We start from the raw sequence: 16,463 nt of genomic DNA, 5'->3' as shown, positions 1-16,463 counted from the left end.
ATTGGATGAGCAAACAAATTTTAATTGTAGACGACGATGATAAGATCGCGAAGCTAATCGAGATATATTTACTGAATGAAGGTTATACCGTTTTCAAAGCAGATCATGGCCTGCAGGCACTGGAAATCGTGGAGCAGGATCAAATCGATCTGGTCATTCTGGACATTATGATGCCCGGTATGGACGGAATTACGGTCTGCATGAGAATTAGAGAGACGCGTACTACGCCGATATTGATGCTTAGTGCCAAAGATGGGGATATGGATAAAATAACAGGGCTGATGACCGGAGCCGACGACTATATGGTGAAGCCATTCAACCCCTTGGAGCTGATTGCGCGCGTCAAATCGTTGCTGCGTCGTTCGTCCTATAATATGCAGCCCTCCTTGCCCCCGCAGGATCATATTATTAATTTGGCTTCACTGCAAATCGATAAGGAGACACATACCGCAACGGTAGACGGACGCCCTGTTAAGCTGACGCCGATCGAGTTCAATATTCTCTTTCTGCTGGCAAGCCATCCCGGTCGGGTGTTCGGGTCAGAGGAAATTTTCGAGCTGATTTGGAAGGACAAGTATTTCGAGAGCAACAATTCGGTTACCGTTCATATTAGCCGATTACGAGATAAACTTGAGAAAGAGATGGACGGCGAAAAATTGATTCGCACCGTATGGGGGGTTGGCTACAAAATTGAAAGCTAGCCTTAGATTCCTCACGTGGCTGTTATGGACTGTTATTACGTCTATTGCGGCGCTGCTCATTTTGGTGCTGCTTGCGAAGCTTTTTTATGCCTTGTTTCCTTGGGTTACCCTTGGATATGTGTTGACCTGGGTGAATCGGAACATCGGTTATCCGGATGCTTATTATATCGCCGGAGTTCCTATCCTATTGCTATTCGCGCTCTATTTCTATCGGCGCAGCATTCGTCGCCATGAACAGAAATATTTAACCCTGCTCATTGAAGAAGTGCACCGCATCGAGGAAGGCTCTACTCGCAAAATACCTGTAGATAATGTAGGGCAATTAGGTCAGCTTGCGACAGATATTAACCGCATGGTGGATCGCTTAAGAACATCGATCGAAGAAGAGAGACGAGCGGAGCAGACGAAGAATGAGCTCATTACGAATGTCTCCCATGATCTGCGTACCCCGCTTACATCCATTACCGGATATTTGGGGCTAATTGAGCAGGATCGGTACAAGGATGAGGTGGAGCTTCGTTATTATGTGGGCATGGCATACGAAGAATCCCTGCGCTTGAAGCAGTTGCTTCAGGATCTATTTGAATTCACGAGGCTGCAAAATAAAGAGATGAAGCTCTACAAAAGCCGAATCAATCTCGTTGAAATGCTTCATCAAATTATAGCGCATTTTGGCTGGCAGCTGCAGGAGAACAACATGGAATGCCGCCTCTTCTTCGGGGAGCAGCAGCTCTTTGTTATCGCGGACGGGGACAAGCTGAGAAGGGTTTATGAGAATTTGATTGCCAATGCAATCCGTTACGGCAGTGCAGGGAGATATATAGACATCCGCGGCCGCGTGGAAGGAGATCATGTGATCACCGAGGTCATAAATTATGGGGAGCCTATTCCGGAAGCGGATTTGCCTCACTTGTTCGACCGCTTTTATCGTGTTGAGAAGTCGCGGGCTACGAATACGGGTGGCTCTGGAATCGGCCTAGCTATCGCCAAGCACATCGTAGATCTCCATTACGGCGAAGTTTTTGCGGATAGCGATGAAGACCGGACGGCATTTACAGTCAAGTTATCAAGAAAATCGAAGCCTTAGCATGATGTTGAAGGAGTAAACTATGATGAAGGTAATCTTGGTAGATGATGAGAGGCTAGCCCTGGATTATTTAGAACGGCAGTTGATGAAGCTAGCCCATATTGAATTGCTAGGCAAATACACCAACCCTCTAATAGGTAGAGAAGAAATATTGCAGCAGGACGTTGATGTTATATTTCTCGATATCAGCCTGCCGGAGATTAACGGTATCGAGCTGGCTGAGCAAATATTGGAGAAGAAGCCGGACATCCATATCGTATTTGTTACTGCCTACAATGAGCATGCGGTCAAGGCCTTTGAGCTGAACGCATTGGACTATATCGTCAAACCGATCATTGCTGAACGACTACTTATTACGATTGAGCGCATTCATGCGCGGATGGGAGCTGTTTCCGAGCATGAACCGGCTCCGAAGGATGATCATATCCGTATGAATGTCCTGAAGCAGGTCACGATTGAAACTTCTCCCGGGCAGTTTACTATTATGCAGTGGAGAACTACTAAGGCTCAAGAATTATTCTTGTATTTACTCCAGCATCGCGGGCAGCTGGTGCGAAAGTCTGCTCTGATCGATTTACTTTGGCCTGAATATGAGATGGATAAAGTGTATTCCCAGCTTTACACCGCAGTTTATCATATCCGCAAAACATTGGAGCCGTTTGGTGATCGGTTTCAAATAGCCAATGCGACCGAAGGTTATATATTAAAAATTCAAAAAGTTATTCTGGACGCGGAGGAATGGGAATCCAGGCTGGAAACGATGCTACCTCTGACTTCAGAGCTTGTTGATCCATGCTCGGAAGTGTTAAGACTATATACAGGGCACTATTTGCAAGAATGCGATTATTGGTGGGCGGAGAGTGAGCGCCAACGACTAAAGGAGCTTTGGCTGCAAGCCTCATTTGCTTTGGCTAAATGGTACGAGAACGAGAAACTATACGATCAGGCCATAAATAATTACATGGCGATTTGCAAGCAGCATTCACTGGAAGAAGAAGCTCATTTAGCTCTTATGAAAATCCATGATTTCTTGGGCAATTATCACTTGGTACAGCGTCACTACGAAATGCTGGCAGAGATTTTTCAGCAGGAGTTGAATGAAGCGCCAAGCTCGTATATTAACGAATGGTTTAATCAATGGAAAATGAATACGGTTCAGCTGTAATTTTGATGAAGTCGCCGAAAAGGCGGCTTTTTTTCTCGGAAAAATAGGCTTTATCACCTTGTTTAGAAATTGTATAGGGCATTTAATTATGATGAATATAAGAATCTTTGACATAGTTAAAAAGAATATGGAGGAAAAGCTGCACTATGACATTAATCCGTAACTTTAGACATCGCTCTACCTTTGTTTGCAAAGGCTTGGATCTCCTTGCTATGAAAGAAGTCGAAATTATTAGAGAGAAACAAGCTGAGTTTAGGAGAGGTTATTACATCAATCATGAAGGACAATTGCTTGGAATCGTAGCTACACCTAAGGGGCCTTTGTTTTTCTGCAACGATGAAAACTATTTGCTCGAGGATAATTTTAAATTTCAATTGCTGCATCATGGCAAAGAGAATACATTTTTATTTAGCTGGGAAGGAGCGATTAAGCAGCATATCGTATACCCTCGGATGCTATATAGAAAAGACGGTCAGTGGGTGGACGATATGATCCAGGATTTCTTTACATGGCTTGTAGCAGCCGTCAAACGAAAGAAATTCTATTCCTTCTACACTTTAAATGAAGAAGAACTGCAGGAGAATGATGTTATTTTGTTAAAACTGGCTCAATAGTAAGCGTTTTTTATATTTTGCCTCTATTTGTTGAGAATTTGTCTAGTCGGTTTTTGTAGGATGGGCATGCCGCTATAGAAACGACGAAGGGAGGATGTTTACGTATATCCTTTGCAATGAAGACAAGTTCTAAATAGGAGACAGGTTAAGTATGGGAAAAAAAGCATTAGTTATGTTTGTTACGGTTATGCTTCTACTTCACAGCCTCATTGGTGCTGGCCTGGCACCGGTAAGTGCGGATAATCAGGGAGCAAGCACCAACAGCAAGAGCATTCTGACCAGGGTACATCTTAAGGATGCGGCAGGAGGCGTCATTGACGCTGTGTATAAATCCGATGCCGATCGCATAGTGATGGGAGCACCAGTGACCCTGGAATATGAATGGGAACTGGAAAATGGCCATGATTACGTAGAGGGAAGTACGTTTGAGTTCAAAATTCCAGAGGCGTTTGAGCTGTATAACAGCGTCAATGGAATTCTGGAAGTAGAAGGTCTTGAGATCGGTAAGTTTACAGCCTCCAAGGACGGCCAGGTAGTTGTTACTTTTGATGAGGATGTAAGCGGGTACTCCGATGTTGGCGGAACGATCATTTTCCACACCAACTTTAGCAAGACCACGATAACGGGAAGCACTGAGGTGGCAATACCGTTCCCGATCCGGGGAGGACAACAGGTAGCCATTGTTCACTTCAAGCCGGATGGAGGCTCGCTGCTTGATAAGAGAGGCACAAATGTAGGAGATAAGCAGATCGACTGGGTGCTTGATGTGAACACACTGCTGGAACGCATGGATCAGGCTGCAATAACGGACGAGACGCCTACAGGTCTTACATTGGATGCTTCTTCGATCATGGTTCATAAGCTGAATGTTAACGTAGACGGCAGTACTCAGCCTGGGGATCTAGTTACGTCAGGCTATACGCTTGATACACAATCCTTGGATGGGTTCAGGATTGATTTTGACGGACCGATTGACTCGGCATACCGGATAACGTATACGACGGATGTCGGCAACGGGGACGAAACAAGCTTTACTAACACGGCGAACTTGACGGGCAGTAGAACTTCTACCGCGTCAGATACCGTGCCGATTCAGCGTCCCGAAGTATTAACCAAGGAAGTTGAAAAGTATGATGAGAAGACACGGACGATCTCCTGGGTTATCGAGTATAACTTTAGAGGTAAGGACATTCAAGAGGGAGTTCTGCAAGATCGCTTTAATGACACTCAACACTTGGTAGCAGGATCACTTGAAGTCCATGATCGGGAAACAGGTACGCTTCTGAATGAAGGAGCGGGCAATGATTATACGGTTATTCCTGCTCAAGCGGCGGACGGAAAAACCGGTTTCGATTTAAAGTTCAATTATCCGATTAACTCTGGATACATCATTAAATATGATACCAAGGCTAACGGCAGAGTCCTTATGGATGAAACGGTGTTTAATACGGTCACTGATGCTGTATACGGTTCGAAAACGGCTTCCCGGAAACATAGAAATCTGGTGATTCAAAAGTCGTACGATAGTACAGATTATAATACCAAGGAAGCCTTTTGGAGCATCGTGATCAATCAAGACAACTATGAGATGAAGGATGTCGTCATAACGGATGAGTTTGTGAACAGCGGCCAGCAGTTCAAGGAAGGCTCTTTAGTCGTGAAGGATAAGGATGGAAACGTCTTATCAGCTTCTGCGGATTATGACTTTGCTGCACCGGATGCGAAGCAAGGGTTCACGATTGACTTCAAACAGCCGATCAACGGGGCATATACGGTAACGTATGCAACGTACTTCAATCCGGATTGGAAGGACAACAACGACGTATCCAGGTTCCTTAACCGTGCGACGATAACGGGCGAAGAAATGGATGGCACGCCGGTAGACGTTACGGCGGAAGCCACATTCCCGACTGACAGCTATACTCGAAACAATGGAGTTAAAACGGGGAAATATGATGCTGCTGCAAAAGAAATAACCTGGACAATTAAATCAAACTACAATAAGAAGTCTTTAACCAATGCGGCTATTGTAGATACGTTGAAGCAGGGGCAGGAGTATCTCGATGGTTCTTTGAAAATCCATGAAATGATCCTAACAGGTACAGCCAATGGAACATCGCAGGGTGACCCGGTTGATCCATCGAAATATACTTTGACACCGCCAACTGAAGCCAACGGAAATGAACTTCAATTAACATTCAATACTGTAGATGATAGCACTCCATATTGGATTGAATTCAAGACGCGCCTGCCGGAGAATGTCATTATTGATAAAGGTGCGGTAGAGAATGAGGCTTTGCTTCGAGAGGGGAATACAACCCTGGCATCCTGGAAAGGCAATGCCAATATACCGCAAGGCGGCGAGTTTGTCTCTAAAGGCGGCGAGCAGGACGACGACAAGATTAATTGGACTATATACATTAACCGCGGGCAATCTTATGTCGAGAATGCTAAAATAATCGATGAACCGACGTCGAACCTGATACTTGTCGAGGATTCCTTCCGCTTGTATAAAGCGAAAGTGGGTTCAGGTGGAGTTAGTCAAGATGTCTCGGGTCTGATACCATTGCAGGAAGGTACCGATTACACGCTTGACATTGCCCCGGACGATTCGGGCAATTTTGAACTATCATTTAATGCTCCGATATCCGAAGCGTATATATTGAAATATGAAACGCTGATTGATGCCGCTAATGGCGAGGCAGTCGGAAATACGGTTCATTTTGAGGGAACAGGCATCAAGACGGATAAAATGATTTCCAATAAAGAGATTATTGTCAGAACCTCTGGTGGTTCGGGTACAGGCTCGGGAATCAGAGGTAATCTGGAAATAACAAAAGTCGATCAGGACGATTCGTCTCAAGTGTTGGAAGGCGCGGTTTTCGTATTGCAGGATGCCAAAGGCAAGAGACCAGCGATAACGAAAACGACGGACGTTGATGGAAAAGCGTTGTTTACAGATTTGCTCTACGGTGACTATGTTCTAGAAGAGACTGAAGCACCGGAAGGCTATATTGTACTAGATACGATTATTAATCTGACACTTGATGCAAGCATTAAGACAGATGGGAATGTCAAAAGAATCGTTATTGTCAACGAAAAAGAGGTGGAACCGCCAGTCACACCACCGGTAGACCCACCGGTAAATCCACCGGTGGAACCGCCAGTCACACCACCGGTAGACCCACCGGTAAATCCACCGGTAGACCCACCGGTCACACCACCGGTAGATCCACCGGTCACACCACCGGTAAATCCGCCGGTCACGCCACCGGTAGATCCACCGGTCACTCAGCCTGTGGATCCTGAGCCGGAAGAAACGGTAACTCCATCGGAGAATGAAGAGGATCACGACTCTGATGCGAATGCATCTACGGACGGCGGTAATTCCCCATCCTCGGGTGCGGGCAGTCAGGATCACGATTTGAATGCCAATGCCAGTGATGGTAAAGACAAGACTGGAGCGGCCCAAGGAGCGAAGGGCAGTTCGAGCAAATCAGATTTAGGCGTAAGCAAGCTGCCCAAAACAGGAGAAAGCTCAAATCTGCTTTACTATGCTGCAGGTTTGGCTATGATTCTATTCGGTGTCTACTTAAGACGTAAGGCAATGAAACAAGCTTAAAGATCGAAACCTTTCCCGGTATTTACAGGGAAAGGTTTTTTTTCATTAGATAAGTTGAGAATTTGTATAGAAAGTGATTGTATACTTGGCAAATCAAAGTAGAATGACAGATTATGAATAGGAGCAAATGTTATGCGTAAATTAGCGTACGTAATTATTGTTGTCGGAATTTGCATCGTTTTATATCCAAAGATGACGGTGTTGTATAGCGAGCATAAACAGGATAGGCTTTTGCAAGCGATTGAAAATGCGGAAGTGAATCATATTCAGACGACTGGGGGGAAGGATGCCGGCTTGATGTCGAGCTATGCAGAAGTGTCCCGTTGGCTGGAGGAAATGAATACAGAGGCCGAACAAGAGGGGGTTATCGCGGAGAGTGCCGCTATGGAAGAGGAAGAAGGCATAGGTACGATCATCATCGACTCCATCGATTTGAAGCTACCGGTATTAGAAGGGGCTTCAAAACAGAATTTGCAGCATGCAGCTGCACATATGACAGAGACTGCCCCTTTAGGTAAAATCGGCAATGCGGCCATTGCAGCGCATCGTTCTCGAACTACTGGACGATTGTTCAATCGGCTGGGCGAGGTTGCGGTAGGGGATGAAATTGTCGTGCGATCCAAGGGAGAACAATTTGTCTATTCCGTATATCAAATTTCGGTAGTCAAGCCTACTGACGTATCAGTGCTGGAGGGGAATGACAGCGATCGTGTCCTGACTTTAATTACTTGCGAGCCCTTGGTTAACCCGACTCATCGCTTAATCGTACATGCGAAGCAGGCAGAGATGGATGATGAATAACCATTATTTGATAAAGGAATTGTTTAGTCGTGACCATTTCTACGAAGCAGATGACAGCTAGGAAAGCTTTACTCTATCTCAGCTTATTTTTGCTTCTGCTGGTCAGTTTGCGGTTCATATGGCTCTCGTTTCGTATGGTGCCGGAGCACCCTAAGGCAGAACAGGGGGTGCTTGATCTTAGGCAGTGGTTATTTGATGATCAACAGATTATTACACTGGACGGTGAGTGGAGGTTCTATCCTGGACGTTACGTTGAACCGGCAGCGACGCAAGAACAAGGGCGGGAGCATAGACAAGAGATAGGGCAGCATACTGAAATTGACAGCGTTATTATGCAAGTTCCGGGCAAATGGAGCCCTTCAATAAATCGGGAGTACGAATACGGAACATACCGACTGCGAGTTTTGATACAAGATACAGATTCGGTCTATTCCATACGTTTTCCCAATGTGCAGACAGCTTCAAGATTGTATATTAACGGTCAATGGTATGGCCAAATGGGACAGCCAGGTGAGGCGAAAGAGCAGAATAAAGCCAGGAACGTTCCCTATTTGGTCAACTTTCAAACCGAGGAAACTGAGATCGATATTATTCTCCATGTATCCAACTTCCATATTTACGGCATGGGGGGAATCGTGCAGTCCGTCCAGTTCGGTACTGTGTCCGCAATGGTGAGCGAGAGGCTGTTGTCTGAAATGATGCAGATTATCGTATGCGTAGTGCTGCTGCTGCATGGAATATATGCAGGCATTTTGTTTGTCCTGGGTCATCGCAACAAAGGACTACTCTATTTTGCCGTAACCATTTTCTTTGCCATTCTCTCCGTTTTGGCCGATGATGACAAACTGCTTCTAGTCTGGCTGCCTATCGAACTGGAATGGACGATCAAACTTAAAATTGTTACCTACATTTGCTTAGCGAACTTTTTAATGTTGTGCACGAAATCCCTGCTTGGCCGAAAGGATCTGAAGAAGGCGATCCGTACCGTTATTGCATTCAGCGTCGCTAGCATAATGATAACCCTCGGATTGCCGGAGCACTATCTTGGGGCAGCTAATTATTTTTTGCTAATTGTCATGCTGGCTGTCATCGTGATTATCCCGGGATTAGCCTTTCGTTCCATTAAAGAAGGAAAGAGGTCGGCCTTTTTTATTCTACTGGGGGCTGCTGCCATTTCCAACAATATTTTTATCGGAGGAATCGTGAAAAACAGGTTTTGGATGGATATGCCCTACTATCCGTTCGATCTCATCATTGCCTTTTTTGGCTTTGCCGCCTTTTGGTTTATTCGATTCTCACAGACTACGATTCATGCCGAGCGACTTGCCGACCGCCTGCAAAAAGCGGACAAGCTCAAGGATGACTTTCTTGCCAATACCTCCCATGAGTTAAAAAATCCGCTGCATGGCATGATCAATATGGCCCAGGCGGTACTGAATAATGGGGAAAATCACTTGGAGGATCGGCATCGCAGCGATATAGAGCTTATTATTCAGGTTGGGCAAAGGATGTCGCTGCAGCTGAACGACCTGCTGGACGTTACTCTGCTGAAGGAGGGACAGATCCGACTAAATTGGCAGAGCGTAAGTTTGTTGGCAGCGTCTTCAGGCATATTCGATATGCTTCGCTATTTAAGCGATAGCAAAAAAATAGAATTGATTTTGGACGTGCCGGATACGTTTCCTCGAGTCTTTGCCGACGAGAATCGGCTGATTCAAATTCTATTCAATCTATTGCATAACGCGATAAAGTATACGAATGAGGGCTTTATCGTTTTATCTGCTGAAGTAAGGAAGCAGAGGGCTTATATTTTTGTACGCGACACCGGAATCGGCATGGATCGCGAAACGCAGCAGAGAATATTTCTTCCCTATGAACAAGGAAATACCTATGCTGAAGGCGGGCTAGGACTCGGATTAAGCATCTGCAAACAGTTAGTCGAACTACATGGAAGCACTTTGGAGTTACGCTCTGAGCCGAGGCATGGATCAGTATTTAGTTTTTCTTTGCCGCTTATGGCTGGCGCCGGGGAAGAAGCCGGAAAAGAAGCTGGAGGAGAAATTGCGGCTGGAGAAGCAGTGGAGGAACAACAGGAAGCTCCATGGTCACTTGTAACGTCTCATGAACTCGCTAAGCTGTCCAATTTAGAAGAGGACATTTTAGGCTCAGGGATATTGCCATGCAATAACCATCCTAAAATTATCGCTGTGGACGATGACCCGGTAAATTTAAAAATATTACAATATTTGCTGTCCGCGGAAAAGTACCATATTTCGGCTGTGACAAACGCCGAAGAAGCATTGTTATTGCTGGATTCAGGGGAATGGGACTTAGTCATCTCCGACGTGATGATGCCGCATATATCGGGGTATGAGCTGACTCGCAAAATTCGCAGCAAATATTCGATCTCTGAGCTGCCGATTCTGCTCTTGACTGCAAGCAGCCGACCTCAAGATATTGAAACCGGATTTAAGGCTGGAGCCAATGATTATTTGAGTAAGCCGATGGATGGACTAGAACTGAAAACAAGGGTTCGTGCTCTGATTCAGTTAAAGCAATCGATCATGGAACGCCTTCGCATGGAGGCGGCTTGGCTGCAGGCACAAATACAGCCTCACTTCCTATTTAATACATTAAACTCTGTAGCCTCGCTTAGTGTCACCGACACATCCAGGATGGCCGCTCTTCTAGAGCGATTTGGCAGCTACCTGCGCACTAGTTTTGATGTATGCAACTTGCAGAGGGTAGTTCCTATTGAGCACGAGCTGGAGCTTCTCCGCTCCTATCTTTATATTGAGAAGGAGCGCTTCGGCGATAGGCTGCAAGTGGTCTGGGATTTGCAAGAATACAGTATGGTACACCTACCTCCATTGTCCATACAGCCAATAGTAGAGAACTCGGTAAGACATGGGCTATTAACTCGGGTTAGCGGAGGGACAGTAACCATTCGCATCCTTGATCGTACGGATCACACCGAAATTATAATTGAGGATGATGGGGTAGGGATCGAGGAAGAGAAGCTGCAGGGCTTGCTTCATGCCGAATTGCATCCGCGACGAGGGATTGGGTTAATCAATACGGATCGGCGCCTGAAGCAGCTATACGGGCAAGGCTTGCGGATTAACAGCGTTGGTGGCGAAGGAACGACCGTTGCTTTTACGATACCAAAGGCTGAAATCATTGCTTGAGAGTCTTTCAAGTGAAATGGGATGTGAGATGAAAATGGCAGAATATATTGGGATTATTTATATCACCATCATTGGACTGTTAAGTGCCATGCTGGTTGGAATCACTATTGTTCTTAGGTCACTGCTGCGTGAGAGGACTATGCTGATGAAGCTTGCATATACAGATGCTGTAACAGGACTAATGAACAGAAACGGCTTTGATCACTTTTGGAATCGCCATAAGGGGAAGGATCATCTTGCCGTATTATCTCTCGATTTAGATCATTTCAAGGAAATTAACGATACTTACGGTCATCAGGCCGGAGATCAGCTTCTTCATGATGTCAGCATAAGATTGCGGCAAATAACAAACAAAAATCAGTTGGCCTTTCGAATCGGCGGCGACGAATTTGTGTTCATAATGAAAAATTGCGACCCGAACAAGGTAGAAATCCTCGCAGCGCTTATTTTGGATAAAATCAGCAGGTCGTTCGAAATCCAGGGCCGGAATATTACGGTGACAGGCAGCATCGGAATCAGCGTTAGTGAAGGCCGGCATGTTGATCGGCAAAAAATGATGGCTGAAGCTGATTTGGCGATGTATCATGCGAAAAAGCTCGGAAGGAACCGTTATTCGCTGTACAGAGAGGACAGGCATAAATATTTGAAGGAGCTGGAGTACTCGCTAAAAAAGAAGAAAATACTATTTTAAGAATCATCCAAATGACGCGCTGCCCTGCAACAGGCAACGCGTTTTTTTGTATTTTATCGAAAGGTTAAGATATTTGCAGCAAAATCTTAAGGGAATCTTAATAATTTCTTACACTGAAAGAAAACAATGAAAGCCATAATGGAACTATCGATTTTCACGTGATACATGCATGCAGAGAAAGGGGTAAGAGGTTATTTGCGAAAAAAATGGCTCGCTCTACTGGCAATGATCGTATTACTGCTGTTCCTGAGCAACAATCTGCAGCTTGAGCGGCTGCACCCGCGCGCTGCTGCGTTGTTGAATAAGGTTGAAACACATTGGCGTGGGCTCAAGATCCCTGAATTGAAAGACGTGGAAGGGAAGGCCATACTCGTCATGGATCAGGAAAACGGGAAGATTTTGTATGCCCATAATGATAAGAAAAAAATGTACCCGGCCAGCACGACCAAAATTTTAACCGCATTGATTGTGCTGGAAAAGGGGGAGCCCGATGAATTGGTGACAGTCGGAGAAGAGGCGAGGCTTCGCAGGGCAGATGAGAGTAGTGCTGGCTTGTGGGAAGGGGATAGGTTGTCGGTTCAAGATTTGGTTGCGGCGATGATGCTTCCCTCCGGGAATGATGCTGCCCGAACCGCTGCGGTATATATCGCCGAGAAGGATACGGGGCAGAAGCTGGGAACGGAGGAAGCGTTAGCCCATTTCGCTGAATTGATGAATCGGCGTGCCAAGGAGCTAGGGGCGAAGAACAGTCATTTTGTTAATCCGCATGGGCTCCATGATCCAGATCATTACACGACAGCGCGAGACATAGCCGTTATTGCTAAGGCGGCGATGAATCATGAATTGTTTCAGGCTATCGTCAACGAGTCGGTTTACTATAGCCAGGGCCAAGAGTCGGCATCTTCTTACCATAATCGGAACAGACTGATTCAGCCTGATAACGAATGGTACTTCAGAGGAGCAAATGGAATAAAAACGGGCTACACCGAAATGGCAGGCTACTGTCTGGTCGGATCAGCGCTTCGCAATAACAAAGAGCTGATTACAGTTGTTCTGCATTCGACAGAGCTAGGGGTATGGTCAGACACGATAAAATTGCTGGATTACGGATTCAAAAGTTAAAGAGAGAAGTATAGGGGGAAACTGCAAATGACATTCTTATCACTCGACAAAGCTTACCGAGAGTATAAAGTTGACGTATATCGTTATCTATTCTATTTATGCCGCAACCATCATACCGCGGAGGATTTGACGCAAGAGACGTTCTGCCGGGCATGGGGACATCTTGAGCAATTGCCGGAGAAAAAAGTAAAACCATGGTTGTTTCGCGTGTCCCATAATGCTTACATAGATAAGCTGCGCAAGGAGAGTCGTTCCTCTTCCTACGAAAATGAATTTTTCTATCGTTTTGCTTGTGAGGAAACGCCTGAGACGAATGTGCTCCGGGAAGAGAATCGACTGGAACTCTATCATCAATTGTCATTGCTGTCCCCGAGTCAGCAGCAGGCCGTGCTGTTATATGATGTTCACGGCTTTTCCTACCAAGAATCCGCTAACTTGATGGAGATATCACTGTCTAAATTTAAAATTACCTTGTATCGGGCAAGACAAAGACTACGCAGCCAATCCAAAGAAATTGCAAGTGCATAGCGATCCAAGACTGGGGATATCTCTCCGGTCTTTTTTTTTGCATAGATTGAAAGCGCTTTTAAGGGCGATTTAAAGACGTTGTCTTATAATGGGGCCACTTTTAGAATGGAAATAACAAGAGGTATTGATTTCCATCTGATCATATTACTAGAAGAGGTGAGAATGTTGAGAACGACAAGCGAATTGGAGAGTAAGTTAAGTGAACCTTCTGAACGTCTAATAGAGGATTTAACGAAGCTGGATGGAGATATTCTCATCCTCGGTGTTGGCGGTAAGATGGGGCCAAGTCTAGCTAAGCTGCTGAAAAGAGGGATCGACGCAGCCGGAATCGGTAAGAAAGTAACCGGGGTATCCAGATTCTCTTCGGGGGAATTGCGAGATGAACTGGAGTCCGCAGGGGTGGCTACGATTGCTGCAGATTTGCTGGATGAAGCAGCGCTCTCGAAGCTTCCGGAATCACGCAATGTGATTTATATGGCCGGAAATAAATTCGGCACCACTGGCCGCGAATATTTTACATGGGCGATGAATGCTTATTTACCGGGGCGTGTAGCGGAGAAGTATCCACAATCGCGGATTGTCGCTTTTTCCTCAGGTAATATTTATCCGCTAACTGCTGTCGCGTCGGGAGGCGCCTCTGAAGAGACGCCTCCGGCTCCCGTAGGTGAATATGCGCAATCATGCCTTGGCCGAGAAAGAGTGTTTGAATATTTTTCCCGTAAAAATGGCACGCCACTTGTCAATTTTCGCTTAAACTATGCGATCGATATGCGGTATGGGATTTTGCTGGAAATCGCTAAAGCTGTCAACGAAGGGACGGCGATTGATTTGAGCATGGGCCAGGTCAATGTCATTTGGCAAGGAGATGCTAATGAAATGGCAATACGCTCGTTGCTGCTCTGCGATTCCCCGCCAGTCACACTAAATATTACGGGGCCGGAGACAGTATCCATTCGCTGGCTGGCAGAGCGTTTCGGGGAAATGTTCGGGACAGCTCCCATATTTACTGGCGTAGAACAGCCAACCGCCTTATTGAATAATGCCTCAAATTCTCATCGTCTGTTTGGATATCCTCGCGTTACGCTGCGGCAAATGATGGAATGGACGGTTAGCTGGATTGAAGCAGGGGGAGACACTCTTGGCAAACCGACGCATTTCCAAGAACGGGAGGGTGCGTTCTAATGAAGGCCCCTCAATTAAAATCGGACATTGAAGCATTATTGCAGCGGGGCACCGTCATTCCAGCTCATCCTTTAGCCCTTGACTCGTCAAGACAACTGGATGAACGGAGGCAGCGGGCACTATCCAGATACTATATTGAATCCGGAGCGGGCGGCATTGCAGTGGGGGTGCATACGACTCAATTCGAAATCCGTGATCCCGGCATCAAGCTGTATGAACCGGTATTGCGCATGGCCGCAGAGGAAGTTAGTGCGTCCATGCTGGAACGTTCGTTCATCAAAGTCGCAGGGATCTGCGGACCGACGGATCAGGCCCTGGAAGAAGCTGAGATAGCGGTCAAGTACGGCTATGATCTTGGATTAGTGAGCACAGGAGGATTGGATTCTTGGAATGAATCCGCGCTTCTGCAGCGCATGGAGGCGATTGCTAAGGTGATTCCCGTTTTCGGATTTTATTTGCAGCCGGCTGTGGGCGGGAAGCGGCTGAGCTATAAGTTTTGGCGCGAGCTTGCTGAAATTCCCGGGGTAAAAGCGATCAAGATGGCTCCGTTCAACCGTTATCAGACGCTGGATGTCGTCAGAGCGGTTTGTGAATCTAGCCGTTGTGAGGAAATCGCTCTGTATACGGGAAATGACGATAATATTGTTGCTGATTTGCTGACGACTTACCGGTTTAAGGTTAATGGCATGAAGGTGGAGAAGCGCATTGTCGGCGGTTTGCTGGGTCATTGGGCCGTATGGACGCGTAAGGCCGTGGAATTAATGTCGCAAATTATCGATTTGCGGGAAAGCGGCGACAGCATTCCGGAGGAGCTGATGACCCGCGGCATAGAAATTACCGATGCGAATGCGGCCTTCTTTGACCCCGGGCATGATTTTCACGGTTGTATTCCCGGCATACATGAGGTACTGCGCCGTCAAGGCTTGCTTGAAGGGCGTTGGTGCCTGAACCCGGCGGAAGAGCTGTCTTCAGGCCAAATGGAGGAAATCGATCGCGTGTATCGTGCTTATCCCCACTTGAATGATGATGAGTTTGTACAGGCTGGTCTGGCGAAATGGCTGGAAATGACATGAAATATCGCTCGGTATTCGATATTATTGGCCCGGTCATGATCGGGCCTTCCAGTTCTCATACGGCGGGGGCAGCACGAATCGGTCGGTTGGCCCGGCGGCTATTTGGACGAAATCCGCGTCAGGCTCAAATCGAATTCTGCGGTTCGTTTGCGCAGACCTATCAGGGCCATGGAACGGATGTGGCCACCGTGGGCGGGCTGATGAATTTCGACACTCATGATCCTCGCATAAAGGATGCATTAAAGATTGCAGAAGATATAGGTCTAGAGGTGAAGATTACAACAATAGACTTGCAAGGAGAGCATCCCAACACGGCATGGATCACGCTGATTGATGAAGCAGGTACGATGAAGGTCAAGGGAATCTCCGTTGGAGGCGGTAAAGTCGCTTTGCTTGAAGCCGATGGATTTGCAATGAATCTATCAGGCGATGCTTGGACTATCCTTGTATTTCATAAGGATCACTTCGGCATGATCGCCTCGGTCGCCAGAGTGCTGGCAGATCACCGGATCAATATTGCCCGAATGGAGATGTCCCGTAAAGCGAAGGGGCAGGAGGCACTCCTGATTATAGAGACGGATCAGGAAATCCATGAACCGATTGGAATGCAAATCGCAGGTATTACCGATGTTGCTCAGGTTCGGATTCTGCCGCTTCTATGAAGGATCGGCAGACGAGAGGGAGGTACA

General features: G+C 46.4%; 13 protein-coding genes. All 13 read left to right on the top strand.

What is annotated here, in order from left to right; translation table 11 throughout:
* Positions 1-5 precede the first annotated feature (5 nt).
* The 13 genes from CZ379_RS18745 (at position 6) to sdaAB (ending at position 16,436) form a co-directional block, all read left to right on the top strand.
* Positions 6-701, top strand: a complete 696-nt coding sequence (locus tag CZ379_RS18745; protein ID WP_110933011.1) for a response regulator transcription factor — start codon at positions 6-8, stop codon at positions 699-701.
* The gene (locus CZ379_RS18740) at positions 691-1,788 is read left to right on the top strand and encodes a sensor histidine kinase (RefSeq protein WP_110933010.1); all 1,098 of its coding nucleotides are present in this window, start codon (positions 691-693) and stop codon (positions 1,786-1,788) included. The genes CZ379_RS18745 and CZ379_RS18740 overlap by 11 nt, the downstream gene beginning before the upstream one ends.
* 25 nt (positions 1,789-1,813) lie before the next feature.
* Positions 1,814-2,953: a response regulator gene (locus CZ379_RS18735; RefSeq protein ID WP_199925681.1), complete on the top strand. Its 1,140-nt coding sequence runs from the start codon at positions 1,814-1,816 to the stop codon at positions 2,951-2,953.
* Between the two features lie 146 nt (positions 2,954-3,099).
* Entirely contained in the window at positions 3,100-3,567 is a 468-nt protein-coding gene (locus tag CZ379_RS18730; RefSeq protein ID WP_110933008.1) for a hypothetical protein, read from the top strand.
* A 151-nt stretch (positions 3,568-3,718) separates the two neighbouring features.
* A complete protein-coding gene (locus CZ379_RS18725; protein WP_110933007.1) occupies positions 3,719-7,189 on the top strand; it encodes an LPXTG cell wall anchor domain-containing protein in 3,471 nt (1,156 codons plus the stop codon).
* 132 nt (positions 7,190-7,321) lie between these two features.
* Entirely contained in the window at positions 7,322-7,990 is a 669-nt protein-coding gene (locus tag CZ379_RS18720; protein ID WP_110933006.1) for a class D sortase, read from the top strand.
* Positions 7,991-8,019: 29 nt separating this feature from the next.
* On the top strand, positions 8,020-11,178 hold the full coding sequence (locus CZ379_RS18715) for a hybrid sensor histidine kinase/response regulator (RefSeq protein WP_234404954.1): 3,159 nt from the start codon (positions 8,020-8,022) through the stop codon (positions 11,176-11,178).
* A 34-nt stretch (positions 11,179-11,212) separates the two neighbouring features.
* Positions 11,213-11,869, top strand: coding sequence for a GGDEF domain-containing protein (locus tag CZ379_RS18710; protein WP_110933005.1), 657 nt, complete (start codon positions 11,213-11,215; stop codon positions 11,867-11,869).
* 195 nt (positions 11,870-12,064) lie between these two features.
* Positions 12,065-12,991 carry a D-alanyl-D-alanine carboxypeptidase family protein gene (locus CZ379_RS18705; protein WP_234404953.1) on the top strand — a complete coding sequence of 309 codons (927 nt, stop codon included), beginning with the start codon at positions 12,065-12,067 and terminating at the stop codon, positions 12,989-12,991.
* Positions 12,992-13,018: 27 nt separating this feature from the next.
* Positions 13,019-13,519, top strand: coding sequence for an RNA polymerase sigma factor (locus CZ379_RS18700; RefSeq protein ID WP_110933003.1), 501 nt, complete (start codon positions 13,019-13,021; stop codon positions 13,517-13,519).
* 165 nt (positions 13,520-13,684) lie between these two features.
* Positions 13,685-14,701 (top strand): NAD-dependent epimerase/dehydratase family protein, encoded by a 1,017-nt coding sequence (locus CZ379_RS18695; protein ID WP_110934456.1) that lies wholly within the window; start codon positions 13,685-13,687, stop codon positions 14,699-14,701.
* Entirely contained in the window at positions 14,701-15,774 is a 1,074-nt protein-coding gene (locus tag CZ379_RS18690; RefSeq protein WP_110933002.1) for a dihydrodipicolinate synthase family protein, read from the top strand. The genes CZ379_RS18695 and CZ379_RS18690 overlap by 1 nt, the downstream gene beginning before the upstream one ends.
* Complete coding sequence (gene sdaAB, locus CZ379_RS18685) at positions 15,771-16,436, top strand: L-serine ammonia-lyase, iron-sulfur-dependent subunit beta (RefSeq protein ID WP_110934455.1); 666 nt, start codon at positions 15,771-15,773, stop codon at positions 16,434-16,436. Before CZ379_RS18690 ends, sdaAB begins: the two co-directional genes overlap by 4 nt.
* Positions 16,437-16,463 lie beyond the last annotated feature (27 nt).

The sequence above is a fragment of the Paenibacillus bouchesdurhonensis genome (assembly GCF_900155685.1).
GTDB lineage: Bacteria > Bacillota > Bacilli > Paenibacillales > Paenibacillaceae > Fontibacillus > Fontibacillus bouchesdurhonensis.
Note: the sequence above shows the minus strand (reverse complement) of the source record. Positions and strands in the feature narration are given on the sequence as shown.